The organism is Mesorhizobium sp. WSM4310 (genome assembly GCF_007003935.1).
Taxonomy (GTDB): Bacteria; Pseudomonadota; Alphaproteobacteria; order Rhizobiales; family Rhizobiaceae; genus Mesorhizobium.
Window position 1 is genome coordinate 88,021 of record NZ_VFTA01000019.1, and the last position, 25,856, is coordinate 113,876.

General features: G+C 64.4%; 27 protein-coding genes. 16 read left to right on the forward strand and 11 right to left on the reverse strand.

Annotated elements, in window-relative coordinates:
- Positions 1-62: 62 nt before the first annotated feature.
- The 4 genes from FJV80_RS20540 to FJV80_RS20555 all read left to right on the forward strand — a co-directional run bounded on the left by FJV80_RS20540 (position 63) and on the right by FJV80_RS20555 (position 4,295).
- A complete protein-coding gene (locus FJV80_RS20540; RefSeq protein ID WP_142877265.1) occupies positions 63-1,430 on the forward strand; it encodes a sorbosone dehydrogenase family protein in 1,368 nt (455 codons plus the stop codon).
- 313 nt (positions 1,431-1,743) lie between these two features.
- Entirely contained in the window at positions 1,744-2,361 is a 618-nt protein-coding gene (locus tag FJV80_RS20545) for a LysE family translocator (protein ID WP_095773406.1), read from the forward strand.
- A gap of 180 nt (positions 2,362-2,541) precedes the next feature.
- A complete protein-coding gene (gene cysK / locus FJV80_RS20550; RefSeq protein ID WP_142877266.1) occupies positions 2,542-3,528 on the forward strand; it encodes a cysteine synthase A in 987 nt (328 codons plus the stop codon).
- 140 nt (positions 3,529-3,668) lie between these two features.
- Positions 3,669-4,295: a glutathione S-transferase family protein gene (locus FJV80_RS20555; RefSeq protein WP_142877267.1), complete on the forward strand. Its 627-nt coding sequence runs from the start codon at positions 3,669-3,671 to the stop codon at positions 4,293-4,295.
- A 3-nt stretch (positions 4,296-4,298) separates the two neighbouring features.
- On the opposite strand, the gene FJV80_RS20560 is transcribed toward FJV80_RS20555, so the two are convergent.
- Positions 4,299-5,543, reverse strand: coding sequence for an RNA polymerase sigma factor (locus FJV80_RS20560; RefSeq protein ID WP_095773409.1), 1,245 nt, complete (start codon positions 5,541-5,543; stop codon positions 4,299-4,301).
- Positions 5,544-5,568: 25 nt separating this feature from the next.
- On the reverse strand, positions 5,569-5,937 hold the full coding sequence (locus FJV80_RS20565) for a YciI family protein (RefSeq protein WP_095788622.1): 369 nt from the start codon (positions 5,935-5,937) through the stop codon (positions 5,569-5,571).
- Positions 5,938-6,158: 221 nt separating this feature from the next.
- Between FJV80_RS20565 and FJV80_RS20570 the strand changes: the two genes are divergently transcribed.
- Positions 6,159-6,620 (forward strand): RidA family protein, encoded by a 462-nt coding sequence (locus tag FJV80_RS20570; protein WP_095773411.1) that lies wholly within the window; start codon positions 6,159-6,161, stop codon positions 6,618-6,620.
- Between the two features lie 351 nt (positions 6,621-6,971).
- On the opposite strand, the gene FJV80_RS20580 is transcribed toward FJV80_RS20570, so the two are convergent.
- Positions 6,972-7,112 carry a hypothetical protein gene (locus FJV80_RS20580; RefSeq protein ID WP_013892047.1) on the reverse strand — a complete coding sequence of 47 codons (141 nt, stop codon included), beginning with the start codon at positions 7,110-7,112 and terminating at the stop codon, positions 6,972-6,974.
- A gap of 398 nt (positions 7,113-7,510) precedes the next feature.
- Here FJV80_RS20580 and FJV80_RS20585 point away from each other — a divergent pair, with 398 nt between their 5' ends.
- The 3 genes from FJV80_RS20585 (at position 7,511) to ligD (ending at position 11,506) form a co-directional block, all read left to right on the forward strand.
- The gene (locus FJV80_RS20585; protein WP_095773412.1) at positions 7,511-8,017 is read left to right on the forward strand and encodes a ferritin-like domain-containing protein; all 507 of its coding nucleotides are present in this window, start codon (positions 7,511-7,513) and stop codon (positions 8,015-8,017) included.
- 114 nt (positions 8,018-8,131) lie between these two features.
- Positions 8,132-8,998 carry a Ku protein gene (locus FJV80_RS20590; protein ID WP_142877268.1) on the forward strand — a complete coding sequence of 289 codons (867 nt, stop codon included), beginning with the start codon at positions 8,132-8,134 and terminating at the stop codon, positions 8,996-8,998.
- A gap of 12 nt (positions 8,999-9,010) precedes the next feature.
- On the forward strand, positions 9,011-11,506 hold the full coding sequence (ligD, locus tag FJV80_RS20595) for a DNA ligase D (protein ID WP_142877269.1): 2,496 nt from the start codon (positions 9,011-9,013) through the stop codon (positions 11,504-11,506).
- Positions 11,507-11,753: 247 nt separating this feature from the next.
- On the opposite strand, the gene FJV80_RS20605 is transcribed toward ligD, so the two are convergent.
- Positions 11,754-12,428, reverse strand: a complete 675-nt coding sequence (locus FJV80_RS20605) for a winged helix-turn-helix domain-containing protein (protein WP_095792386.1) — start codon at positions 12,426-12,428, stop codon at positions 11,754-11,756.
- A gap of 171 nt (positions 12,429-12,599) precedes the next feature.
- Here FJV80_RS20605 and FJV80_RS20610 point away from each other — a divergent pair, with 171 nt between their 5' ends.
- Positions 12,600-12,932, forward strand: coding sequence for an NIPSNAP family protein (locus FJV80_RS20610; protein ID WP_095776169.1), 333 nt, complete (start codon positions 12,600-12,602; stop codon positions 12,930-12,932).
- Entirely contained in the window at positions 12,929-13,273 is a 345-nt protein-coding gene (locus tag FJV80_RS20615) for an antibiotic biosynthesis monooxygenase (RefSeq protein WP_095776149.1), read from the forward strand. Before FJV80_RS20610 ends, FJV80_RS20615 begins: the two co-directional genes overlap by 4 nt.
- A gap of 51 nt (positions 13,274-13,324) precedes the next feature.
- Here FJV80_RS20615 and mbfA read toward each other — a convergent pair whose 3' ends face one another.
- Positions 13,325-14,308 (reverse strand): iron exporter MbfA, encoded by a 984-nt coding sequence (gene mbfA, locus FJV80_RS20620; RefSeq protein WP_095776150.1) that lies wholly within the window; start codon positions 14,306-14,308, stop codon positions 13,325-13,327.
- 176 nt (positions 14,309-14,484) lie between these two features.
- Here mbfA and FJV80_RS20625 point away from each other — a divergent pair, with 176 nt between their 5' ends.
- Positions 14,485-14,805 carry a hypothetical protein gene (locus FJV80_RS20625; RefSeq protein WP_019862259.1) on the forward strand — a complete coding sequence of 107 codons (321 nt, stop codon included), beginning with the start codon at positions 14,485-14,487 and terminating at the stop codon, positions 14,803-14,805.
- Between the two features lie 140 nt (positions 14,806-14,945).
- The gene (locus tag FJV80_RS20630; RefSeq protein ID WP_142877271.1) at positions 14,946-15,923 is read left to right on the forward strand and encodes a threonine/serine dehydratase; all 978 of its coding nucleotides are present in this window, start codon (positions 14,946-14,948) and stop codon (positions 15,921-15,923) included.
- A 111-nt stretch (positions 15,924-16,034) separates the two neighbouring features.
- On the opposite strand, the gene FJV80_RS20635 is transcribed toward FJV80_RS20630, so the two are convergent.
- Genes FJV80_RS20635 through FJV80_RS20650 form a run of 4 tightly spaced genes read right to left on the reverse strand, consistent with a single transcriptional unit; the run spans position 16,035 to position 19,793 of the window.
- Positions 16,035-17,171, reverse strand: coding sequence for an ABC transporter permease (locus FJV80_RS20635; protein WP_032932402.1), 1,137 nt, complete (start codon positions 17,169-17,171; stop codon positions 16,035-16,037).
- 11 nt (positions 17,172-17,182) lie between these two features.
- Positions 17,183-18,103: an ABC transporter ATP-binding protein gene (locus FJV80_RS20640; RefSeq protein ID WP_095776152.1), complete on the reverse strand. Its 921-nt coding sequence runs from the start codon at positions 18,101-18,103 to the stop codon at positions 17,183-17,185.
- The gene (locus FJV80_RS20645) at positions 18,100-19,053 is read right to left on the reverse strand and encodes an HlyD family efflux transporter periplasmic adaptor subunit (RefSeq protein WP_095792383.1); all 954 of its coding nucleotides are present in this window, start codon (positions 19,051-19,053) and stop codon (positions 18,100-18,102) included. The genes FJV80_RS20640 and FJV80_RS20645 overlap by 4 nt, the downstream gene beginning before the upstream one ends.
- Positions 19,050-19,793, reverse strand: a complete 744-nt coding sequence (locus FJV80_RS20650) for a CerR family C-terminal domain-containing protein (RefSeq protein WP_095776154.1) — start codon at positions 19,791-19,793, stop codon at positions 19,050-19,052. Before FJV80_RS20650 ends, FJV80_RS20645 begins: the two co-directional genes overlap by 4 nt.
- Positions 19,794-19,883: 90 nt before the next feature.
- On the opposite strand from FJV80_RS20650, the gene FJV80_RS20655 reads away from it, so the two are divergent.
- From FJV80_RS20655 to FJV80_RS20665, 3 genes are read left to right on the forward strand one after another with little or no spacing between them, the layout of a single operon-like run.
- Complete coding sequence (locus tag FJV80_RS20655; RefSeq protein ID WP_095788631.1) at positions 19,884-20,357, forward strand: CYTH domain-containing protein; 474 nt, start codon at positions 19,884-19,886, stop codon at positions 20,355-20,357.
- The gene (locus tag FJV80_RS20660; protein WP_142877272.1) at positions 20,354-21,298 is read left to right on the forward strand and encodes a CHAD domain-containing protein; all 945 of its coding nucleotides are present in this window, start codon (positions 20,354-20,356) and stop codon (positions 21,296-21,298) included. Before FJV80_RS20655 ends, FJV80_RS20660 begins: the two co-directional genes overlap by 4 nt.
- Positions 21,299-21,353: 55 nt before the next feature.
- Entirely contained in the window at positions 21,354-22,181 is an 828-nt protein-coding gene (locus FJV80_RS20665) for a lipo-like protein (RefSeq protein WP_142877273.1), read from the forward strand.
- 207 nt (positions 22,182-22,388) lie between these two features.
- Here the strand turns inward: FJV80_RS20665 and FJV80_RS20670 are convergent, their stop codons facing one another.
- Positions 22,389-23,765, reverse strand: coding sequence for an adenylate/guanylate cyclase domain-containing protein (locus FJV80_RS20670; RefSeq protein ID WP_142877274.1), 1,377 nt, complete (start codon positions 23,763-23,765; stop codon positions 22,389-22,391).
- A 259-nt stretch (positions 23,766-24,024) separates the two neighbouring features.
- Positions 24,025-24,819, reverse strand: coding sequence for a helix-turn-helix transcriptional regulator (locus FJV80_RS20675; RefSeq protein WP_142877275.1), 795 nt, complete (start codon positions 24,817-24,819; stop codon positions 24,025-24,027).
- 113 nt (positions 24,820-24,932) lie between these two features.
- Between FJV80_RS20675 and FJV80_RS20680 the strand changes: the two genes are divergently transcribed.
- Positions 24,933-25,787, forward strand: a complete 855-nt coding sequence (locus tag FJV80_RS20680) for an ATP/GTP-binding protein (RefSeq protein ID WP_142877276.1) — start codon at positions 24,933-24,935, stop codon at positions 25,785-25,787.
- Positions 25,788-25,856 lie beyond the last annotated feature (69 nt).

A 25,856-nucleotide genomic window follows, 5' to 3' on the forward strand; every position in this document is an offset into this window, starting at 1 on the left:
GTGAGGCGGAACCCGGAGACAAGCCGGCCGTTGGTTTCCTTCGCGACCAGATGGAGGACAAGATGATCCGATTGGCCGGACTGGTGATCCCCGCCCTCTTTCTCACAGGCGCGGCATTCGCCCAGCAGACCGACCAGCCGGTGCTGAAGGGTGCGGCCGCCTTTGGCGACTGGCGTGCCGATAGACCGGGCGTGCGCCGCCTGATCAAGCCGGAAGACCTGCCGAAGCCTTACGTCACCAAGTCGGTGTCGAACAGCGCCGGCCTTGCCGACATGCCGACGGGCGCGAAGCCGCAATTGCCGCCGGGTTTTTCGGCCGAACTGATCGCCTCCGGCATCAACAATCCGCGCGCCGTGCGCGTCGCACCCAATGGCGACCTGTTCGTCGCCGACAGCGAAGCCAACCAGATCCGCGTCTATCGCCTGGCCAAGGACAGCGCCAAGCCCGCCGAGGACCGCATTTTCGCCGGCAATCTCAACCAGCCCTATGGCATTGCCTTCTATCCGCCGGGCGATGATCCGCAATGGGTCTATGTCGCCAACAGCGACAGCATCGTGCGCTTTGCCTACCGCGGTGGCGACCTGAAGGCATCCGGCGAACCGGAAATCATCGTCGCCAACATTCCCTCGAACCATCACTGGACCCGCGACATCGTCTTTTCGCCGGATGGCAAGACGCTCTATCTGTCGGTCGGCTCCGGTTCGAACGTCGCCGAGGACATGGGCAAGGCGCCGGATGGCGGCCTCGACGCGTGGGTGACATCGCAGCCGCTCGGCGCAAGCTGGGGCTCCGAAGAGGGGCGCGCCGACGTGCAAGCCTTCGATCCGGACGGCAAGAACGGCCGCATCGTCGCCACCGGCCTGCGCAACTGCTCGGGCATGACCATCCAGCCGGCGACCGGGGCGCTGTGGTGCGTCGTCAACGAGCGCGACGCGCTGGGCGACAATGTGCCGTTCGAATACGCCACCTCGGTCAAGGACGGCGCGTATTATGGCTGGCCCTGGTACTATATCGGCAACCACGAGGACCCGCGTCACAAGGGCGCGCGGCCCGACCTCGCCGGCAAGGCAACCATTCCCGATGTGCTGATGCAGGCGCATTCGGCGCCGCTCAACATCACCTTTTACGACCGCAAGGACCTGCCCGCCGACAGCGGTTTTCCCAAGGAATACCGGGGGGATGCCTTCGTCGCCCTGCACGGTTCGTGGAATCGCGGCAACAGGACCGGCTACAAGGTCGTCCGCCTGCTGTTCAGGGACGGCAGGCCGACCGGGGAATATGAGGATTTCATGACCGGCTTCGTCGTTTCCAACGGCGAGGTCTGGGGCCGGCCGGTCGGCGTGGCGGTGGCCCATGACGGGGCGCTGATCATGACCGAGGACGGCAACGGTACGATCTGGCGTGTGACCTATGACGGCGGCCGTTCCTGATCCTGCTTGGACAATGCAGACCCCCTCACCCGGATTGCCAACCGAATTGCGAAGGGCAATTCGGGGCAATCCGACCTCTCCCCCTCGGGGACAGGAGCTTGTTAGCACCGGCGCCTTTCTCTTCTCCCCCACGGGGGCCCGAAGGACGGGCGAGGCCCGTGACTCGCCCCGGCAAAGGTGGCCGCGAAGCGGCCGGATGAGGGGGGCCTTATAGGGCGAAGACCGCGCTGTCTGGTGCAATCAAATCCAATCCTCAGGAAATTCAATTCCATTCGGATGTATGCAATATGGCCCTTCAATCTGGGACCTATCCATGACCCTCACCGGCTTCCTCGCCTACAGTGCCGCCCTCGGCATCGCCGCCGCCATTCCCGGCCCCGGCGTCACCGCGCTTGTCGCGCGGGCGCTCGGCTCCGGTTTTCGCTCGTCGCTGGCCATGTCCTTTGGCCTGATGCTGGGCGACCTCACCTATCTGACCGCCGTGGTGCTCGGCCTCGCCTTCGTGGCGCAGACCTTCGGCATGGTGTTCCTGGCCATCAAATGGGCCGGCGTTGCCTATCTGGCATTTCTGGGCTGGCGCTTCTGGACCGCCGGCATCACGCCCGAAACGGTCGAGGCCCGGAAGGGCAAGGGCGGGCTGGTGTCGAGTTTCATCGCCGGCCTCACCGTCACGCTCGGCAATCCGAAGACGATGATCTTCTACCTCGCGATCACGCCGACCATCGTCGACCTGAAGACCATTACGCTGGCCGATTACGGCATTCTCGCCGCGCTGACGGTGGTCGTGCTGTTCGTCGTGCTGGTTCCCTACCTGGCGCTCGCCGCCAAGGCGCGCTGGTTCTTGAAATCGCCGCGCGCGCTGAAGCTGCTGAACCGCACCGCCGCTGGCTTCATGGTGGGCGCGGCGGCGGCGATCGCGGCCCGCCAATAGCATGCTTTCAGCCAAAACATTCCGGGGGCAGGCTTCCCCGTGAAATGCTTTTCCGGGACGTGGGCGTTTTAGACACGGGCCCCACTCGGATATTTCCGGCCAACAGCTTATGTTGCGCGGCTGAAAGCCTTATCTTGCCGGCTGCAATGCCACTTGCCTGAAATCCTGGGAGCGAAACCAATGAACAAGCCAGTCACCTCCGCCCGCGTCCCCGGCCGCGGCCGCGGCCGCATCTACAGTTCCATCACCGACACGATCGGCGACACGCCCCTGGTCCGGCTCGACAAACTCGCCAAGGAGAAGGGCGTCGTCGCCAATCTCGTCGCCAAGCTCGAGTTCTTCAACCCGATCGCCTCGGTCAAGGACCGCATCGGCGTGGCGATGATCGAGGCGCTCGAGGCGGCCGGCAAGATTGCGCCCGGCAAGACCACGCTGATCGAGCCGACCTCGGGCAATACCGGCATCGCGCTTGCCTTCGCCGCCGCCGCCAAGGGTTACAAGCTGATCCTGACCATGCCGGAGACGATGTCGGTCGAGCGCCGCAAGATGCTGGCGCTGCTCGGCGCCGAACTGGTGCTGACCGAAGGCCCGAAAGGCATGAAGGGCGCCATCGCCAAGGCCGACGAGCTGGCCGCGACGATCCCCAATGCCGTCATCCCGCAGCAGTTCGAAAACCCGGCCAATCCGGAAATCCACCGCAAGACGACAGCGCAGGAGATCTGGAACGACACGCAGGGCGAGGTCGACATCTTCGTCGCCGGCATCGGCACCGGCGGCACCATCACCGGCGTCGGCCAGGTGCTGAAGAAGCTCAAGCCATCTGTGCACGTCGTCGCCGTCGAGCCGGAAGCCTCGCCGGTGCTGTCGGGCGGCCAGCCCGGCCCGCACAAGATCCAGGGCATTGGCGCCGGCTTCGCGCCAAAGATCCTCGACACCACGATCTATGACGAGATCGTCAAGGTTTCCAACGAGGATTCGGTCGCCAATGCCCGCCTCGTCGCCCGCCTCGAAGGCGTGCCGGTCGGCATCTCGTCGGGTGCGGCGCTGCAGGCGGCAATCGTCGTCGGCTCGCGGCCGGAGAACAAGGGCAAGACCCTGGTCGTGGTCATCCCCGATTTCGCAGAACGCTACCTGTCGACGATCTTGTTCGAGGGGCTGGGGGCCTAGGTCAGCCCCCATCGACGGGCCGCCGTGCGTCGCTGGCCCGTTGAAAAATCCTCCCGTGGCGCCTGTGACCCGGCTTGAGCAGAACCCTGCTTCCGGGTCATATCGCCCGGTCCGCTTTGCACGGGCCAGGGGAGAATTTCATGTACAAGCTTTATACCCGTCCCGGCAGTGGCGGCTTCGTCGTCGAGGCAGCGCTGGCGCTGGCCAACGTGCCGTTCGAACAGGTCGACGTGCCGAAGTCCGAGCGGCCCGATCCGGCTTTCCTCGACATCAGCCCACTGAACCAGGTGCCGGTGCTGACCTTGCCGGACGGACGCTCGATGACCGAATCGGCGGCGATCTGCATCCTGCTCGCCGAGCGCCATCCGCAGGCCCGCCTGGCGCCGGGGGTCGATGCGCCCGCCCGCGCCGATTTCCTGCGCTGGATGGCCTTCATGTCGTCGGTGCTCTACCCGGCGGTGCTGCGGTTCTACTACGCCCATCGCTACACGACCGACGCCGACGGCACGAAGGCCGTCAAGCAGGCGGCAATCGCCGAGATGGACCGCGGCTTCGCCGTTCTGGACAGCGCTCTGAAGGGGCGTGACTGGCTGGTTGGCGACCAGATGTCGCTGGCCGACATCTATCTCGTCATGTTGGTGGCCTGGCATCCCGACATCGACAGCGCGCGGGCGGCATGGCCTGATATTGAACGTCTCTGGGCCAGGCTGCGCGACCATCCGCTGCTGAAGGCGCTCAACACCTCGCATGAGATGTGGCCGGGCTGAAGGTCAGTTTCGCAGCGCCGCCCTTTTGCCTTGCAGGAAGCGGCGCACCGCCGGGTCGCGTTCGAGGCCGATCGCCCGGTCATAGGCCTCGGTTGCCTGCGGTACCTGGCCAAGCCTGGCCAGGAGGCCGGCCCGCGCCGCCCAATAGGGCTGATATTCATTGAGCCGCTTGTCGTCGCCCAGCACATAAAGCGCCGCCAGCCCCGCCACGGCGCCTTCCGTCTCGGCAAGCGCCACCGCGCGGTTGATCGCCACCACCGGCGAACCTACGATCGAAAACAGCGCGTCGTAGAGTGCGCGGATCGCCGGCCAGTCGGTGCGGCCGGTGAGCCGTCGCGCCGCGTGGGCGGACTGGACGGCCGCCTCGAGTTGGTAGCGGCCGACCACACCGCTCGCCGCGGCATGGGACAGAAGCATCTCCGCCTCGTCGATCAGGGCACGGTCCCACAGGTCGCAGTCCTGCTCGGCCAGCGGCACGAAGTCGCCTTCGGCACTGCGCCGGGCGGTGCGGCGGGCCTCGGCAAACAGCATGAGCGCCAGCAGGCCAAGCGCTTCCGGCTCTTGCGGCATCAGCGTCGCCACCAGGCGGCCAAGCCAGATCCCTTCGGTGGCGAGGTTGCGGCGCTGCGTCTCGGTGCCGGCCGGATCGGACCAGCCTTCGGCGAAGGCGGCGTAGATCGCCTCCAGCACCGCGCCCAGCCGTTCGCCGAGTTCGGCCCGCTCCGGCACACGGAACGGAATGCCGGTTTCGCGGATGCGCGTCTTGGCGCGCACCAGGCGCTGGCCCATCGTTGCCGGCGAGACCAGGAAGGCGGAAGCGATCGTCGCGGCATCGAAACCCAGCACGGTCTGCAGGATCAGCGGCGCCCGCACGCCCGGTTCGATCGCCGGATGCGCGCAAGCAAACATCAGCCGCAGCCGTTCGTCGGGCAGCTCTTCGTCGGTCATGCGCGCCTCCATCTCCTCGGCAATCAGCTTGAGATGATCGCGGGCCGCCTCGCGGGTGAGCCGCCGGCGAACCGCATCGACCCGCCGCCGCCGCGCCACGGCGAGCAGCCAGGCTTCCGGCTTTTCAGGCACGCCCGATTTCGGCCAGCGTTCGAGCGCGGCGGCAAAGGCGTCGGCCAGCGCATCCTCGGCCGCGGTCACGTCGCGCGTGCGCGCCGCGAGCCAGGCGACCAGCTTGCCATAGCTCTGCCGGGCGGCGGCCTCGGCGGCCGCCCGGGCGATCTCCGGGCGACTGTCCATCACATGGTCATTTCTTGGCACGTCGTCATTGCTTGGGCATGTAATCGGCCATTTCCCAGATCGGCCGCAACTCGACCGTGCCGGTGCTGGCCGCTGGACAGCGCGCCGCCCATTCGATGGCGGTATCGATGTCGGCCGCCTCGATCATGTAGAAGCCGGCAAGCTGCTCCTTGGTGTCGGCATAGGGGCCGTCGATCACGTTGGTCTTGCCGTCGGCGATCCGCACCGAGGTGGTCGCCTGGGTCGGGCGCAGCCGTTCGCCGGCCAGCCAAGCGCCGGATTGCTTCAACGCATCGGTATAGGCGTTATAGGCCGCGCTCATCTGCTGGGCCTTCTCGATCGGCATGGCCGCCATTGCGGCTTCGCTATTGTTGATCATCAGCATGTATCGCATGGGTCTTCTCCCGTGTTTCGAAGGCCGCGTCCTTGCGGGGCCAGACGTATGTCGCGCGGCGTCGACCGATTTCGACAGGGCGCAGCAAAAAACTTTCGACTTCGTCACGCGCTTTCGCAAGGACCAGGTTTCGCCAAACGGCCCGCGGCGGCTGGCAATGGCGCCCCGCCGCACTATCCTTTGTGATCCAGGCACGTCACGCCAGGGATGGGAGATGAGCAATGGAACTCGTGACCCACAAGAAATTCAAAAGCGGCCGGTTGATGCCGTGGGGCAAGGGGACAGTTGTCACCGGCGCGAAGGGATTTGTCTACCTTTGTGGAAACACGGCGACTGCCGCCGACTACGATCCGGCCGGCAAGCAGGGCGGTCGTTTCGCTGGCGATGCGGCGGCGCAGTGGCTCGAGGTTCTGGGCAACATCAAAGCCGATCTGGAGGAGCTGGGCACCGCGCTTGAACACCTCGTCAAACTGACTTTCTTTGTCAGAGGACCATTTCCCGACGGCGGCGTTCTCAGCTCTGCCAATTTTCGCCTGGACGTTCTGGACGCGTTCTTTGCCGAGCATTGCCCGAAGCACTGCAGTTACAACAACCCGCCGCCCTCGGAGGTGATTGGCGTCGCCGCGCTGGCTCAAGCCGACATCGTCATTGAAATTGTCGCGATAGCGGCCTTGCCGGATTGATCTCAGCCATGGCGTGGCTGCCTCTCACCACCATGCGCACGAAGCCGGAGCACAGCACGCAGACGCCATCGAAGACGATCAGCGGATGGCTGGCATCGAAAGATGGTTCAGCCGGAGGACTGGGCTTGGCCAGACGTGATTGGGGCGGACTTGACTGGGAAAGATCGGTCACGCGGGCCTCGGCTGCTCGTGTCCTGGGACACCAGGCCAGCCGGGAGCGGGATCAAAGACGTGGCGATGTCGCACGGCGCCTGTCGCTCGGAGCCGGGCGCTCGGAACGATAAGTGGTGGCGCGGGTCGTGGTGTCCGGCCTGCAGATGCGGCTGTTGTGGCGGCTCTCGAACGTCATGGTCAGTGCGCGCCCAGCGACGTGCCGCGACGGGCGCAAGCCGGACCAGGGCCGCGCATGTAATAGCGCTCGGGCCGATAGGTCGGCGCGACGAATTCGCGGATGGCGGCGGCATAGCCGATGAGGTGCGTTAGGAAGTTCATTTACCCTGTCCCTGTCCCGATTTTCGGATGTCCCTTCCGAATTGCGTGAAGGATAGCATCGAGGCGTGAATAGTCGGTGAACACGATGTTAATATCTGGTCGAAAACCCGTTGCTTCGTGGCCGGAATGCGGCTGATTCGGGGTGTTTCCGCGCCTTTTGTCGCCATTCCGGCCAGTGTGACTTTTGCATCACATATGTTTCGTTTGAATGTCGCCTGGGCGCGGTTCTGTTTCAACTTCCGGCTGGCCGATGGAATTTCCTTGCTCAGGCAGGAAAGGAAGGAACCGGCAAATAGGGCGGACGTTGACCGTCGGGACTGGCATGGCCGGTCCGAGATTGCCTGCAAGCCGCAGGCATGTACACCAACACCGCAAGAGCAAATGGAAAGGCTAGAACCATGGGCTTCTTTTCGAAGGACATCAAAACGCTGGACGACCTGTTCGTGCACACGTTGCGCGACATCTATTACGCGGAAAAGCAGATCGAGAAGGCGTTGACGAAGATGATCGACAAGGCCACCAACGCGCAGCTCAAGGCAGGCTTCGAAAAACATCTTGAACAGACCAAGGGCCATATCGAACGCGTCGAAGAGGTGTTCGAGCTGCATGGCGTCAAGGCCAAGGCGATCAACTGCCCGGCCATTGACGGCATCCTCGAGGAAGCTGACGAGGTGAGCGGCGACATCGCCGACAAGCAGGTCCTGGACGCCGCCCTGATCGCCTCTGCGCAAGCGGTCGAGCATTACGAAATGACCCGTTACGGCACGCTGATTGCCTGGGCCAAGCAACTCGGCCGCAGCGATTGCGCCAACGTACTCGCGAAGAATCTCAAGGAAGAGCAAGCGACCGATCGCAAGCTCACCGAGATGGCGGAAAGCAAGATCAATCTCCAGGCTGCCGAATAGGTGAGATGGCAGGCAAGGTCGGCGCGGCAACGGCGCCGACTTGCCTTGTCGCGCGGTCGGAACCGGAATGGGCTTTGCCCCGTTCTGGATTGAACCCGTTGCAAGGAGTTTGTCATGGCGCCGCGTCCAGCCTGGAAAGGCTATCTGAAGCTGTCGCTGGTGACCTGCGCGGTCGAACTGACCAATGTCGTCACCCACACCGAAAGGGTGTCGTTTCGCATCCTCAACCGCAAGACCGGCAACACGGTGAAGCGCATCTATGTCGACGCCGAAACCGGCAAGCCCTTGGACGATGGCGACGAGATCAAGGGTTATGAATTGGACGACGGCGATTTCGTCCATATCGAGGAAGACGAGATCGAGGCGGTGCAGATCGAATCCTCGCACACGATGAGCCTCGACGGTTTCGTCGACAAGGCCTCGATCCAGCAGATCTATCTCGACACGCCCTATTATGTCGCGCCGGCCGACAAGGTGTCGGAAGAGGCATTCGCCGTCATCCGCGATGCCATGGCGGGCAAGAAGATGGCCGGGCTGGCGCGGATCGTGCTTTATCAACGCGAACGGCCCGTGGTCATCGAACCGCTCGGCAAGGGCATGGTGCTAACGACACTTCGCTACGACAATACGGTGCGCCAGCCGGACCGCGTGTTCGGCGAGATCAAGGCGGTGAAGACCGACCAGGAGATGACCGATCTCGCCGAACTGATCATCGACAAGAAGAAAGCCAAGTTCGATCCGTCGAAATTCGACGACAAATATGAGGACGCGCTGCTCGAGCTGATCCGCGCCAAGAAGGCGGGGCACAAGGCGCCGAAGGCCAAGGCGGCGCCGAAGCCCTCCAATGTCGTCAATCTGTTCGACGCGCTGAAGAAGAGCCTGTCGTCGGATTCCGGCTCGCCTAAACCATCATCGGCGAAAGCCAAGCCGGCAGCCAAACGCGCCAAGCCGAAAGCGGCGCCGAAGCGCAAATCGGCCTGAGGAGACCAAGCAATGGCCGGCCTCGAACAATATCACGCCAAGCGCGATTTCAAGAAAACGTCGGAGCCGGCGGGCAAGGTCGCACGCACGAAAAAGAGCGAAGCGGGCGGCATCTTCGTCATCCACAAGCACGCGGCGACAAGGCTGCATTACGACCTTCGCCTCGAGCATGGCGGCGTGCTGTGGAGCTGGGCGGTGACGCGGGGGCCTAGCCTCGATCCGCATGAGAAGCGGCTCGCCGTTCATGTCGAGGACCATCCGATCGACTATGCGCCGTTCGAGGGCACGATCCCGAAGGGCGAGTATGGCGGCGGCTCGGTGATCGTCTGGGACGAGGGAAGGTGGGTGCCGGAGACCGACCCGGCCAAGGCGATGAAGAAGGGGCATATCAGTTTCGAGCTCAACGGCCATAAGCTGCATGGGCTGTGGCATCTGGTGCGGCTGAAACCCCGCGCGGGTGAAAAGCGCGACAACTGGTTGCTGATCAAGTCGGACGATGCCGCGGCGCGCCCGGGCGGGGACATTTTGAAGGAGAAGCCGGAATCGGTGAAGTCGGGGCTGACGATCGAAGAGGTCGGCGAGGGCAAGACCGCCAAGGGCAAGAAGCCCGAGGTCTGGCATTCGAACAAGCCGGCCGCCGGCAAGGCGAAGGCAGCGGCGCGCAAACTCGACTTCATCGAACCGCAGCTGGCGACACTGGAGCGGGATGCACCGCCGGGCAGGGACTGGCTGCATGAGGTCAAATTCGACGGCTATCGCATGCAGGCGCAGATCGCCGGCACGGAAGTGCGGCTCTTGACCCGCACCGGCCTCGACTGGACCGACAAGTTTGGGAGCGAGATCATCGTGGAGCTGGCCGCGCTGAAATGCAGCGACGCTATCGTCGACGGCGAGATCGTCGTTTTGGCCGACAGCGGCGTCTCGTCCTTCGCGCTGCTGCAGCAGGACCTGTCGATGAAGCGGACACACCGCTTCATCTACTACGTGTTCGACCTGATGCGGCTCGACGGCAAGGATTTGCGTCGCGAGCCGCTGGTCGAGCGCAAGCAGGCCTTGCAGGAGCTGCTCGGCGAGCAGCCGGAAAATGCGGCGGTGCGTTTTTCCGACCACTTTTCCGAGCCCGGCAAGATCATGCTGGAACATGCGTGCCGCATGGGGCTGGAAGGCGTCGTCTCCAAACGCGCCGATGCGCCCTATCGCAGCGGGCGCGGCCCGACCTGGGTGAAGTCGAAATGCACGGCCCGGCAGGAATTCGTCATCGGCGGTTATCTGCCGTCGGACAAAACCGGGCGCGGGCTGCGCTCGCTGCTGGTCGGCTATTACGAGGGCGGCAAACTGCAGTATGCCGGCCGTGTCGGGACCGGTTTCTCCGCCAAGGGCGCCACCGCGCTGAAGCAGAAGCTGGACGCGCTGAAGGCGACGGCTTCGCCTTTCGACAAGGCCGTACCGAAAGGCAAAGGCCTGGTCTGGGTCAAGCCGGAGCTTGTCGGCGAAGTGGAGTTTCGCAGCTGGACATCGGACCGTATAATACGCCATGCCTCGTTCCAGGGGCTGCGCGAGGACAAGCCGGCGGAGGACGTTGTGCAGGAAAAGCCCAAGGCAGCGACAGGCAAGGCCAAGCCGGCCTCGAGCGGCACCGCCACCGGGACGATGACGACGAGCGTAGGACTCTCCCATCCCGACAAGCTGCTATGGCCCGACGAAAAGATCTCCAAGCAGGGGCTGCTCGACCATTACGCCGGGGTTTGGCCACGCATGCAGCAATTCGTCGTCAACCGGCCGCTCAGCCTGGTGCGGGCGCCGGACGGCGTCGGCGGCCCGCGCTTCTTCCAGAAACATGCCTCGGCCGGCATGAGCGACAAAATAGCCCGAATGAAGGACCCGACGGATGGCGAGGAAATCCTGTTCGTGCGGGATTTCGACGGTGTCGCGGCGCTCGTCCAGTACGGTGTGGTCGAGATCCACATCTGGGGCTGCACGATCGACAAGCTTGAACAGCCGGACCAGATCATCTTCGATCTCGACCCCGATGAAGGCGTCGATGTGAAGGCGGTGCGCGAGGCGGCGCTCGATATAAGGGGCAAGCTCGACGAGCTGTCGCTGCCGAACTTCGTCAAGACATCGGGCGGCAAGGGCTACCATGTGCTGGTGCCGCTGAAGCCATCGGCCGACTGGGAGGCGGTGAAGACCTTCGCGCATGATTTCGCCAAGGCGCTCGAACAGGGTGCCCCCGACCGCTACACGGCCACACTGTCGAAGAAGGCGCGGACCGGGAAAATCTTCGTCGACTATCTGCGCAATGGCAGGGGCTCGACGACGGTCGCGCCCTATTCCTCGCGCGCCAAGAAAGGAGCCACCGTGTCGATGCCGGTGACCTGGGCCGAGATCGAGGACGGCCTGGCGCCGAACGCGTTCCCAATCGGCGACAAGACGACGCTGAAGCAGCTGGCGGAAGCCGATCCGTGGATGGATTTCTTCAAGCAGGCCAAGGCGTTGAAGCGGGGGTGAGCCTACCCGACTTCGTCATCCTAGGGCGAAGCAAGGAGCGAAGCGACGCGGCGCAGACCCTAGGATCCATGCCGGGACGCCAAGGAAAAACACGGCGGCACAGGATCCAGCGATCTTCCTCGCCGTGCTGGCAGCAAGGTTCTGCACCGTTGCGGCGCTCTGAGATCGCGGCATGGATCCTAGGGTCTCCGCGACGCCGCTTTGCGGCTGCTCCGCCTAGGATGACGAAGGTTGAGGAGCCGGCAAACTAAGCCAAAAACACCTTCTCGAAGGCCTGCTTGCCGGGCGGCGAGAAAATCACCGCGCGGCTGTCCTTTTCGCGGCGCGCCCATTTTTCAAGGAGGATCTTGTCGAGGATGGCGGCGCCCAGCGTGCCGGCGAGGTGCGAGCGGCGCACGCTCCAGTCCAGGCAGGCGCGGCAGACCGGGCGGCGCGGCTTGGCGTCGACATCGATGCCAATGGCCGCAAAATGCGATGGCGCCGACGGTCCGAGCCTGATCTCCCTGTCATCGCGCAGCAATATGTCCTTCTCGACAAGGCGGTCGAGCATCGCCACCGCCTGCTCGCCGGCGAGATGGTCGTAGCAGACGCGGGCGACGCGCATGGCGCCGTCGCGCGGACCCGGCCGCACGCGCTTCGGGCCAACAGCCTCGGCGACACCGGTGATGGCCTCGATCATGCCGGCCACCTGCGGGCCGGCGAGGCCGTAATAGCGGTGCCTACCCTGGCTGGCCAAGGTCAGCAGCCCGCCCTCCATCAGTTTCGACAGATGCGACGAGGCGGTCGGCAGCGACACGCCGGCCTCGAGCGCCAGTTCGCTCGCCGTCAGCGCCGTGCCGCCCATCAGCGCGTTCAGCATGTTGGCGCGGGCCGGGTCGCCGACCAGGCTGGCGATGCGGGCGATGTCGGGTCCTTCACGCATAGTTCGTTCCTTATCGAAGCATTCTTGTCAGATAGCCATTATTCTCCGGTCAGATCAAGGCGCCGGCGACGCAAGGGACAATGGCTCCTGACAGGAAATGCCTAACACATCGATGCGTATGACGTTTCGACCGCGCTCGAAGCGTCGATGCAGGAACCCAAGGAGACGACCATGACCATCACCTGCTTCATCCGCTATGAGATCGACCCGTTCGGCAAGGCCGCCTTCGAGGAATATGCCCGCAACTGGGGCCAGGCCATTCCGCGCTGCGGCGCCGATCTGATCGGCTACTATGCTCCGCATGAAGGCTCGGCGACGACGGCCTACGCCGCCTACAACATTGAAAGCCTGGCGGCCTATGAAGCCTATCGCGCCCGGCTTGCCGCCGATCCCGCCGGCAAGGCAAACTACGAGTTCGCCAAGCGAGAACGATTCATCCTCAAGGAGGACCGCATGTTCCTGAAACACGTCTCCGGGCCGCACGCCAAGCTGGTGCTGCCGTGATCGCCGTCATTTTCGAGGTGCAGCCTGCCGAGGGCAAGCGCGATGCGTATCTCGCCATCGCCGCCAATCTGCGTCCCTTGCTCGACGGCAGTGATGGCTTCATCTCGATCGAACGTTTTCAGAGCCTCGCCGATCCGAACCGCATCCTGTCGCTGTCGTTCTGGCGTGACGAGGACGCGGTGAAGGCCTGGCGCAACACCGAAGAACACAGGCAGGCGCAGCAGGCCGGCCGCGGCGGAATCTTTGCCGGCTATCGACTGCGGATCGCGCATGTAGTGAGGGATTATGGGCTGACCGAAAGGGAGGAGGCGCCGGCGGACAGCCGGGCGGTGAATGGGTAGGCCTTCTTCCTTCCCCCCTTGTGGCCCTTGTGGGGGAAGGGAGAACCGCCCTCACGCGTTGCCGATCAGCACGCCGGCCGCGAACACCAGCGCGCCGCCCAGCACCACCTGGAAGGCGGCGCGCAGGAAAGGGGTCTGCATGTAGCGGTTCTGGACGAAGGCGATGGCCCAAAGTTCGAAGAACACCACCACGGCGGCGACGGCCGTCGCCGTCCAGAAATGCGGAATGAGATAGGGCAAGGCGTGGCCGAGGCCGCCGGCCGATGTCATGACGCCGGTGGTGATGCCGCGTTTTATCGGCGAGCCGCGACCTGAGAGCTTGCCGTCGTCGGAAGCCACTTCCGTAAAACCCATGGAGATGCCGGCGCCGATCGACGCGGCAAGCCCGACCAGGAAGGTCTGCCAGGTGTCATGCGTGGCAAAGGCAGCGGCGAAGATCGGCGCCAGCGTCGACACCGAACCGTCCATCAGGCCGGCCAGGCCCGGCTGCACGTAAGTCAGGATGAACTGGCGCTGCTCGGCGGCGGCCTCTTCATCCTTCACCTCGCCGGGCACGTGCTTCTGCTCCAGCCGCTGCGCCAGCGTCTCGTGGCCCTGTTCGGCTATCGCCAGGTCATTGAGAAGTTTTCGCGTCGAGGCATCGGTCGTGCGCTTTGCCGCTTCGACATAGAACAGGTAGGCCTGCCGCTCCATGGCCTCGGCCTGGCTGCGCACATGCTCGATGCCGAGCGGCCTCACCAGCCAGTCGGGCTTGCGCTCATAATAGCCCTTCACATGTTCGCGCCGGATCAGCGGGATGCGCTCGCCGAAGCGCTTGCGGAAGAGCTCGATCAGCGAGTCGCGATGGCCGTCCTCTTCCTCGGCCATCTCCTCGAACACTTTCGCCGATTGCGGAAAACTTTCCGCCAGCCCGTCGGCGTAGGCCCGGTAGATGCGCCCGTCATCTTCCTCGGATGAAATGGCCAGCGCCAGGATTTCCTGTTCGGAGAGCGATTCGAAGGGGCGGCGGCCGAAGCCGAAAACACGGGAAAGCATGAGGAAAAGACCCTAGTTTAGAATTGTTCTAAACTATGGCCTGCCCTGCTCCGGGTCAATCGCGCTGAGGGTCACGGGTTCAAGAATTGTTGAAGCGTGCGAGCGGCCCCGCTTCTTCCTTATTGGCAAAGATTCCCCTATATAGCTGAACCTAAGACAAGAACGAGGATCCCCGCATGACGAAGCCGCACCCCCAGCATTTCGACCCGAAACCCGTTCTCGATCTCATCGCCAGCATCGAGGCCGATCTGCAGCGCCTGAAGGGCCTGGTCGAGCAGCAGATCGAGAAATTCGACCCCGCCAACCCACACAACAAGGCCCCCGACGGCAAGCTGACCGAGGAAGGGGTGGAGTGCTGCTACCGCATGTTCGACGAAGGCAAGTCGCGCTATTCGGTCGCCCAGCAGATGAAGATCTCCTTTGCCGCCGCCACCCACCGCTTCAACAATTGGCGCAAGCTGGGCGGGACCAAGAGGCAGCGGACGTTGCTTGGGTGAAACCGGCGAGATTTCGGCGGGGCATCGCGGCGACGGCGGAGACAGTCCACCAACTTTGTAACGGTCACATTTTTTCGATGGTGCGCCACGGCCGTTTGCGGGCATCATGAGAAGAGACTGCCTCTTTTGCTGGACTTCGCATGACCACCCCTCCCGGCATTGCCGACATCCACGCCGCCGCGGCGCGGCTTTCCGGCCTGATCGTCGAAACCCCCTTGATCGAATCGGCCGAGCTGAACAGGCGCTTCGGCGGCCGCATCCTGTTCAAGCCGGAGACGTTGCAGCGCACCGGCTCGTTCAAGTTCCGCGGCGCCTACAACAAGCTGTCGTCGCTGAGCGAGGAAGAGCGCAGCCGTGGCGTCGTCGCCTTCTCCTCCGGCAATCATGCGCAAGGGGTCGCCGCTTCGGCCGCCATGTTCGGCGTCAAGGCGGTCATCGCCATGCCGGAGGACGCGCCGGCGATGAAGATCGGCAATGTCCGCAAGCTGGGGGCGGAAGTGGTGCCCTTCGACCGCTTTCGCGATGACCGCATGAGCGTGGTTCGCCCCTATATCGACAAGGGCATGGTGCTGGTGCCGCCCTTCGACGATCCGGCCATCATTGCCGGGCAAGGCACGATCGGCCTCGAACTCATGCGGCAGGCCAAGGCGCTTGGCGTCAGCCTCGACGCCGTCGTCATCCCCTGCGGGGGCGGCGGCCTGTCGAGCGGCATTTCGGTGGCGGTCAAGGATGCCTCGCCGGGCACCGCGGTCTGGGCGGTCGAGCCCGAGCATTTCGACGACACGCGCCGCTCGCTCGCCGCCGGCGCCCGGGTTTCGAACGAACCGGGCCATAGCTCGATCTGCGACGCGATCCTGACCGCCGAGCCGGGCGCCATCACCTTCGAAATCAACCGCAAAAACCTCGCCGGCGCCATCGCCGTCTCCGACAGGGCGACCGCACAGGCGATGCGCGATGCCATGGCCTATCTCAAGCTGGTGGTCGAGCCGGGCGGCTGCGTGGCGCTCGCGGCACTGTCGTCGGGCGAGATCGAACTGTCCGGCAAAAGTGTCGCCGTGGTGCTTTCCGGCGGCAATGTCGATTTCGGCACCTATGCCGGGATCATGGCAGCCGCCTGATCGCCCTATCCTCTCAGCCGTGCCCACCATCGGCGCGGTCCGACGGGCTGCAATCCAATCAAGAGGCTTGCACGTAGGGTAGCCTTTCAGCGACCTTCCTGCGAGCGCCCGTCAGTCCAGCGTGCGCCTGAACCGCAAGAGCGCGGTGCCCGCGAACACCAGCACGAACACGGCCAGCCAGCCGATCTCGGTGGCGATGGCATGGAAGTCGGCGCCCTTCAGCATCACCGCGCGGGTGATGCGCAGGAAATGCGTCAGCGGGAAGATTTCGCCCAGCGCCTGGGCCCAGCCCGGCATGCCGCGATAGGGGAACATGAAGCCGGACAACAGCAGCGACGGCAGGAAGAAAAAGAAGGTGAGCTGCATGGCCTGCATCTGCGAGCGGGCCATGGTCGAGATGGTGTAGCCGAGCAGCACCAGCGACAGCACGAAGACAAGTACCGACGACAACAGCAGCGTCAGGCTGCCGACGAACGGGATATCGAACAGAAGCTTCGCCGCCACCAGCACCACCGCGACCTGCACCGCGCCGACGACAAGGAAGGGCAGCACCTTGCCCAGCATGATCTCGGCCGGACTGGACGGCATGGCGAGCAGGTTTTCCATCGTGCCGCGCTCGGTTTCGCGCGTCAGCGCCATGGCCGTCATCATCACCATGGTCATCTGCAGGATGACGCCGAGCAGGCCGGGCACGATATTGTATTGCGAAATGCCTTCGGGATTGTAGCGATGGTGCACCACCACCTGCAGCTGCTGCCTGGCATTCTCGGCGGCGGCCGCCTGCATGCCTTGCGCGCGCAGCAGTGCCTGGCTCGCCACCGTGCTCAGCGTGGAAATGGCGCCGCTCGCGGCCGAGGGATCGGTCGCGTCGGCCTCGATCAGGATCTGCGGATTGTCGCCGCGCTCGACCCGGCTGGCGAAGTCGGCCGGGATGGTGACGACGAAGGAAACGTCGCCGCGCGCCATCAGGAACTCCGCCTCTTCGGCGCTCTCGGTGACATGGTCGAAATGGTAGTAGCCCGTCACCTGCAGCGCCGAGACCATGGCGCGCGTATACTGGTCGTTGCTCATCGCCACCAGCGCCGTCGGCAAGCCCTTGGGATCGTTGTTGATGGCGAAGCCGAACAGAATGAGCTGCAGCAGCGGCACGCCGAGCATCATGGCGAAGGTGATGCGGTCGCGCCGCATCTGGATGAACTCCTTGATCAGCAGCGCGCCGAGCCGGGCGAAGGAGAAGACGCTGTTCATGCCATATTGTCTCATGCCATATTGTCCTTCGACCCCGACATGAACTGGATGAAGACGTCCTCCAGGCTGGTTTCGCCTGGCACCACGGTCACGCCCTTGTGCTCCTTCTCGACATCGGCGAGGGCTGCCTCGAGCTTCTTCCTGTCGGAACCGACGACATGCAGCGTGGCGCCGAACGGCGCCACCTGGTCGACACCGCGGCGGCCCTGCAGCTCTTCGGCCACCTTGGCGAGCTGTGGACCCTGCACCACGAACGTCGTCAGGCCGGCGTTTTTCACCACCTCCTCAACGGTGCCGGTGGCCAGCATCTTGCCATAGGAGATGTAGCTGATGCGGTGGCAGCGCTCGGCCTCGTCCATGTAGTGGGTCGAGACCAGCACGGTCAGCCCGCCGCTGGCGAGGCGATGGATCTCGTCCCAGAATTCGCGCCGCGCCTTCGGGTCGACGCCGGCCGTCGGCTCGTCGAGCAGCAGCAATTTCGGCTTGTGCATGATGCAGGCGGCGAGCGCCAGCCGCTGCTTCCAGCCGCCGGACAGCGTGCCGGCCAGCTGGTCGCGGCGCGAGGCGAGGCCGAGTTCATCAAGCGTCCTGGCGACATAGTCCTCGACCGGTTTCAGCTGGTAGAGCCGCGCCACGAATTCGAGATTCTCGCCGATCGTCAGATCCTCGTAGAACGAGAATTTCTGTGTCATGTAGCCGACTTCGCGCTTGATGCTGAGCGAGTCGGTGCGGATGTTGAAACCCAGCACCGTGCCTTCGCCTTCGTCGGGCGTCAGCAGGCCGCACATGATCCGGATGGTGGTGGTCTTGCCCGAACCGTTGGGGCCGAGGAAGCCGACGATCTCGCCCTCGGCGACCGACATCGTCACATGGTCGACCACGGTCTTGTCGCCGAACCGCTTGACCAGGCCGTGAACGTCGATGGCGTTCATTTGGCCGTTTCCGCAAGGTCGACATCGACGATCTGGCCGGGCTGCAGCGGGCCGGCGTCGCCCTCCGGCCGCGCCTCGACCAGATAGACCAGCTTCTGCCGGTTCTCGAGCGAATAGATCACCGGCGGGGTGAATTCGGGATCGGGCGAGACATAGCTGACGCGCGCCTTCACATCGGGGCCGCAGCCGTCGCAATGGACGCTGAGCAGGCTGCCGATCCTGACCGAGGCGAAGGCGGCCTCCGGTATGTAGACGCTGAGCTTCACCGCGCCGTCAGGCAGCATCGAGATGACCGGCGCGGTCGGGCCGGCGGTGTCGCCGGGATTGCGGATGACGTCGTTGACGCGGCCGGGCGAAGGGGCGGCGAGCGTGCGCTTGGACAGCCGCCACTCGGCCTGCCGCAGGGTTGCCTGCGCCTGCTTGACCTGATTGTCGGCGGCCTTGATCGTCTCGGGCCGCGCCGGCAGGCCGCCGACGGCGAGATTGGCCTGCGCCTGGCCGACCTGGGCGTTGGCGGTCTCCAGCGTCGCCGAGGCGGTGTCGTAGTCGGCCTGGGTGCCGGTGCCGCGCTTGAACAGATCGGCGGCGCGGTCGTATTTGCGCTTGGCGTCGTCGGCCTGCGCCTTGGCCATGTCGACCTGCGCCTTGAGTGCGGCGATCTCTTCCGGCCGCTTGCCGACCTGCAGATCGGCGAGCTGCGCCTGCGCCTGCGCGAGGCTTGCCTCGGCCTGCGCCACCGCGATCCTGGCGTCGGCGCTTTCCAGCGTCACCACCGTCGCCCCCGGCGTGACGCGATCGCCGCGCTTGACGGCGACGGTCTCGACCTGCGCCACCTCGATCGGCGCCAGCAGCACATAGTCGCCCTCGACATAGCCGACGGCGAGCGGAGCGGCGGGCGCACAGGCGCCGAAGAGTTGAGCGGCAAGCGGCAAGGAGCAGAGGAAACTCATTGTTTTGATCCAATTGGGGGTTTTGATCCCATTTGGGGTTTTGATCCCATTCGGGCGGCCAGCATGGCGCTGAGATTGTCCGTCGTGACGGCCGCGACCTTGGCGGCCTCGGCGGCGCCGATGTCGTGCCAGCCCATGCGGCGCTTCACCGCCTCGCGGCCGATGCGAAAATAGACGACCTGGCCGATCAGCGTGAACACGGTGAGCCGGGTCCGCTCGCTTTCGGCCGGCTCGCCGGTCGCCTGCTCCCAGAGATGACATAGCCGGCGATGCGCCGGCTCGAACACGCCTTCATAGATGCGATCGAGCGCAGCGGTGGGATGCTGCAGTTCGCGCAGCAAGAATTGCACGATCTCGCCGGCGCGCGGCTGCGCCACGACGAAGCCGACGATCCCCTCTATCGCCGCGAAAAGCTGCGCGCGCGCCGCCTCCGCATCGCCCGCCGGCGCGGCACGGCCACTGGCTGGCGCCTGACCGGCTGCCAGTGCCTGGGAGGCGACCGCCTGGATAGTCTCGACGATATAGTCGGCGACGGCGGCGCGGAGGCCTTCCTTGCCGCCGAAATGATAGGCGATGGAGCCGATATTGGCCTGCGCCGCGGCCGCGATCTCCCGGGTCGAGGTGCCATCGAAACCCTGCCGGCCGAACAGTTTCAGCGCCGCCTGCACGAGCGCGGCGCGGGTAGGCTCCGCCGGAGATGTCTCGCGGCGGGAATTTTTGGCGTCGGGCAATTTGATCATGACAGTACTTTAATCAATCGATTGATTAAAGTCAACTTCTGTTCGGAGTTGTCTTGCCATCGCCCGCGCCAAACGCTTTAGTGCGCGGCCATGGGCAAGGAAGTCGAGCGCAAGTTCCTGGTCTCCAGCACCGCATGGCGGGAGCTGGCCGAGGCGGATATCGGCATCCTCCAGTTCTATCTCGCCACGGCGCCCGGGCGAACCGTCCGCATCCGCATCAGCGACGGCGCTTCCGCCAAGCTGACGCTCAAATTCGGCAGTGGCGCTCGCGAGCGCGACGAGTACGAATATCCGATCCCTCTGGCGGATGCCCTGGAGATGCTGGACTTCGCCATCGGACGTGTCATCGAGAAGACACGTCACCATGTTAGGCATCGCGGCTATCTCTATGAAGTCGATGTCTTTGGCGGTGCACTCGCGGGACTTGTGGTGGCCGAACTCGAGACTCCGGAAGATGTGCCGGACGAAATGCTGCCTGACTGGCTCGGCCGCGAAGTGACAGGCGAGCAGAAATTCTACAACGCGTCGCTCGCCCTCGGGGGGATACCGGAGATCGCCGCATGAGCTTTCGCATCGACCCGCGCCTGCCGCTGACCGGCGAGGTCAGACGCATCCTTGCCGCGGAAATCGGCAAGGCGCTCCAGCATCTGGATGCGGCGCGCAGCCGGCCGGAACAGGGGCTGCACAAATGCCGCAAGCGGCTGAAGAGCGCTCGTGCCTTGCTGCGGCTGGTTCATTCCGGCGACGAAACATTCTGCACGACAGAGAACCAATGCTATCGCAACGTGGCGGCGCTGCTTGCCGCTCCGCGCGAGGCAACGGCGCTGATCGAGACCCTCGACCGGCTGGCGGCGGCTTTTCCCAAGGAGAGCGCCGATGGCGGGCTCGACGCCGTGCGCGACAGGCTGGTCGCCCGTCAGCACGATTTGCATGAAGGCGCCGGCCTCGAAGCAGCGATCGGCGCGGCGACCGCTGCCTGCGAAGACGGCATCAAGCGGATCGAAAGCCTCGCCTTGCCCGACCAGCCGGAACAGGCGGCCGACGTGCTTGCCGAAGGTGCACGCGTCACTCTGCGCCGCGCCAAAAAGGCGCTCGACAAGGCCGGCGCGCGCGGCGAAGCCAATGATTTCCATGATTTGCGCAAGGCCGCCAAAACGCATGGCATGCACCTGTCCCTGCTGGGCCGGCTGTGGCCGACGCCGATCAAGGCGCGGCGCAAGGCGGTCGATGAACTGGGCGAGCGGCTCGGCGAACTGCATGACCTGTTCGTCATGCGCGCCCTGCTCGATGCGGACGACGAGCCGCTGGGGCCGCACCAGGACACAAAGCTTCTCGGCAAGCTCTTGAAGCGTTCGGAGAAGCGCCTGAGGAAATCCTGCCTTGCCGAGGCGGCTGAGCTGTTCGGCGACAGCCCCAAGCGCTCGACACGCAAACTGGCCCGCAAGGCGCGCGACGACCTGGCCAGCCCGACGCCGCATGACGAGACGAGCGCTTCCGCCGGCTGACCAAACGCCGGCGCGCTGGCACTCCCCCGCCGGGCCGTGCTAGTCACGCTCTACCATGACCGAGCCTGGCGACACGCTTCTGGATCGACTTGGCCGCTGGCTTGCCGGCCGGCTGCAGCAAGAATCCTCCGGCTATGAGCCCTATACGCCATCCGACGCCGAGACGCTGCGCCGCACGCTGGAGCCGGGCGACATCCTGCTGATCGAAGGCAACCAGAAGATTTCGGCGGCGATCAAATACCTCACCCAGTCGACATGGTCGCATGCGGCCTTCTATGTCGGCGACGCGCTGGCCGAACCGGAGGACGGAACCGAGCGGCGGCGGCTGATCGAGGTGACGCTCGGCGAAGGCTGCGTGGCGGTACCCCTGTCGCGCTATCGCACCTACAACACCCGCATCTGCCGGGCGAGCGGGCTCACTCCGGAGGACCGCGATCATGTCGTCGCCTTCATGATCGGCAAGCTTGGCCTGAGATACGACCTCAAGAACATTTTCGACATGTTGCGCTACTTCTTCCCGACGCCGCCGGTGCCGGTGCGCTGGCGCCGCCGCATGCTGGCCTTCGGCTCCGGCAATCCGACGCGGGCCATCTGCTCCTCGCTCATCGCCGAGGCCTATGGCGAGATCCACTACCCGATCCTGCCCGAGATCACCCGTGCGCCGGGCCGCGCGTCGGCGCAGTCGAGCTATATGCGCAAGGAGATCCTGCACATTCGCCACCACTCGCTCTACACGCCGCGCGACTTCGACCTGTCGCCGTTTTTCCGCATCGTCAAGCCGACGCTGGAATATGGTTTCGACTACCGGCAGATGGTCTGGGACGACAAGGCAAGCACAGACGCCGAAGCCGCAAAGGCTGGAGCAATCGTCCCAGACACGTGATGGCTTCGGCCTAGAGCAGTTCACCGTTTCACGGAAACGGCAACCCGCTCTAACTCTTTGTTTTAACGCAATTCCCAAGGGAAAGCGCTATGCGCTTTTCCCGGGAAAACCGTTTCACACTTTTCCTGGGATTGCTCAAGGTCCGGACATGCCCCTGTAGCGCGGCCTATCCGGCCGAGGTGCAGGCGTTTCACATGGCGGCCTGCATCATGCCGAGACCGCGACAGTGCCCTGGCTTTCGGCTCTGCGTTCGACCCAGACATGGACCGGTTCGTCGCGGCCGCGGATGCTAACCGGTCCATGATCGCGCGCATTCAACCGTGCCGTGGGCGATTCCGCCTTCGCGGCCTCAATCAGTCTTGACCCAAAGCAAATATTCGCCTGAAGCTCCCGGCAGAGCGACTGCAAACGGCTGGCGACGTTGACGGTGTCGCCCACCACCGCGAAGGACAGATTGCGCTCGCTGCCGACCGCGCCGATGACGACTGCGCCATATTGTGCACCGATCCGAACGTCCAGCGGCGGATATCCCCTGGACACCCGCTGCACATTCCAGTCTTCGAGAGCGGCGACCATCGCTTCAGCGCACTGGATGGCGCGAGTGGCGTCGTCATGGCTGGCTTGCGGAACCCCGAATGTCGCCATGATGCAATCGCCGATATAGTTATCGACGGTGCCATTGTGGTCGAAAACGACCTGCTCCATGCGACGGTGGAACTGACGCAGAAGTTCGAACACTGCTTCGGCCGGATGATCCTCGGAATAGTGTGTGAAGCCGACAATGTCGGCGAACAGCACCGCGATATCCTGCCGGCGGACCGGGCCGAAGGGCTCGTCATCCGTGGCGAGCTGGTCGACGACGTTGGGCGAAAAATGCCGGGCGAGATTGGCGCGGGCGCGCTCTGCCTTGACATAGTCTTCCGACAGACGTCGGGAACGAGAGACGACCAGCGCCATGATCGCGCCGATAATCAGCACGACCAACACGTTGGTCGCCTGCGCGAATGTATCGACGAAATTGGGGTTGAGATAGAGGTTCAGTCGCTCTTTCACCGGCAGCGAATAGAGGTTCGTCGCCGGAATGACGGTTCCCGGATAAGAAATCACCCATCCCACCCCGATCGCCCACGTCAAGGCCGCGAGCGCGCCGAGATAGAGCGCCAATCGTGTCGAAAGGGTCAGCGCGCCAAGGCATACGAAAATCAGCAGGAATTTGAAGCTGCCCTCGCGCAGTTGCATCGCGGCCGGCGCGGCCTCCTGGGAAAACGGGTTGGGCGTTACCAGCAGAACGGTCAACAGAATGATGTCCAGCGTACCGACGAGGTAACCGATCCACCATCGCGCCGTGCGACGGCGCGCAAAGAGAAACTGGATCAGGCCGACGAGCTGGAACAGCACGAGGCCCGCCAGCACGAAGAGCAGCGAAGCATCCCAGCGGCTGATCAATGAAAAGAAGCAGGAGATCACGGCGAGCGATGCCGTACGCGCCCAGAACTGCAATGCAGCACCCTGGCGTTCTGCGCGCGCCCGCAAATTTTTCAGGCGCGAATAGCGGCGAAGTTCAAGTGTTGGTGCGGTCGGCATAGGATCACTTCGATTTCACGGGGGCGTGTCACGCATTCGGCAAGCCGTCCTCTACAGTCTGGCAAATCGGTGCGCGAATCCTATCACGAATGTTGGTGCCGGATCTGTTCTATCCCAGCGCGCCCTATGGGCGCGGTCGGCATCGCTGGTCGCATGGCTCGTCCGGTCGGCAAGCTGGTGGCGAATGGTGGCAGTCGGCGCCGCCGGAGCGGGCGCGACATGCTCAGCCGCCAGATGCAATCCTGCTTGGGATGATTGTTCAGGCCGGCAAGGGACGGCGTCCCTTTGCAGGAGCGGCGGGCTGGGCGCCGGCGTCGCGCGGGTGCGGGCCGATCGGCATGATCGCGGGAAACGGCGTCGCGCCAAAGGCAAAGGTGAATTTGTAGCCGGTGAGCCCGTCCTCGGGCGTCGTATGCTGGTCGTGATGGGCGAGCAGCTTGGCGCGCTCGGCCAGTTCCTCGGCCTCGCGCCGCACCATCTCCGCCGTTTCCGGCCGCATGCGCCTGGAGAAGCTGACGAAGGTCGCCTCCTTGTCGATATGGGTGATGGCCCAGCCGATGAAATTCTTGTTGGTCATCTCGAACAGCGGCCTCAGCGGCCCTTCGAAATTCCACTGGATCGGCGTCTCGACCAATAGTCTTGCCGTGAGACCCCGGCCGAGCGCAATCAGGCCGAGTTCTTCCAGATCGCGCAGATAGAGGAACATCGAGGCCTCGCTCAGGCCTTGTGAACGCATGATGCCTTCAGGCGTGAACTTCTCCGACAGCATGACGAAGATGAACAGCAGCGCCGGCCGGCCGGCGAGCCGGCGCTCGATCTCGGGTGCGATGTGGTTGACCGGTCCCGGCCCGCGGTTCATCGAGCCTAGCACGTTTTCCAGCTCGACGCCGGCGGCCGTGCAGATCTCCACCAGCCGGTCGAGCTTGCAGTTGCGCTCGTGGAAGATGCGCTTCACCGTCGGCTCTGAAACGCCCATGCGTTCGGCAAGCTCGCGATAGGTGACGCCCTTGGCCTTCAGCGTCCGCTTCAGCGCCTCGAAGATCAGACCGTTCATGGGATGCACCTCTTGCCAGCGGTTTCGTATCGATATTTGATACTAGCGGCAGTTAGGCTTTCCGAAAAGTATCGAAAATCCTAGGTCTGGCCTGTCATCACAGGAGAACAGCCATGAACCGCCTCTCAGCCTTTGTCGTCGCCATCGGTATCGCCGCCGCACCAGTCGCCCAGGCCGGTGAGCTCTGGCGCGCCACGGGCCTCGAACAGCCGGAATCGGCGCTGTTCGACGCCGCCAACAACCGCATCATCGTCTCCAACATCGTAGGCAATCCCGGCGCTGCCGACGGCAATGGCTATCTCTCGGTGCTGTCCCTCGACGGCAAGACGATCACCCAGCACTGGACCGACGGCATGGACGCGCCCAAGGGCATGGCGATATCGGGCGGCAAGCTCTATGTCGCCGACATCACCAAGGTCCGCGTCGTCGATCTGGCCAGCGGCAGGCTGATCGCCAGCATCGTGGTGCCGAATGCCGTCTTCCTCAACGACATGACCTCGGACCACACGGGCAAGGTCTATGTCAGCGACATGCTGGCCGACACGATCTACCGCGTCGATGGCGACCGGCCGGAGCTGTTCGTCAGCGATGCGCTGCTGGCTTCGCCCAACGGCGTCTTCGCCGACGGCGACAGGCTGATCGTCGCCTCCTGGGGCAAGGGCATCAAGCCCGACTTCAGCACGGCGGAGCCGGGCGGGCTGCTCGCCATCGATCTCGCCAGCAAGGCGATTTCGCCGCTGCCCGGCGCGCAGAAATTCGCCGACCTCGACGGCGTCATCGCTGTTGGCGACACCATTTATGCCACCGCCTACATGACCGGCACGCTCTACCGCTACAAGGCCGGCGGCGCGCCGGAAGCGGTGGCGCATTTCAAGCCGGGCAGCGCCGACATCGGCACCGACGGCAAGTCGATCCTCTACGTGCCGCTGATGAACGAGGGCGAAATCGCGGCACTGAAGCTCGACTGAGGGCTCAGGGCCGATCCGCGCGACCTCTCGCTAACGGCCGTGGGATGGACCGTGCTACGACGGTCCATC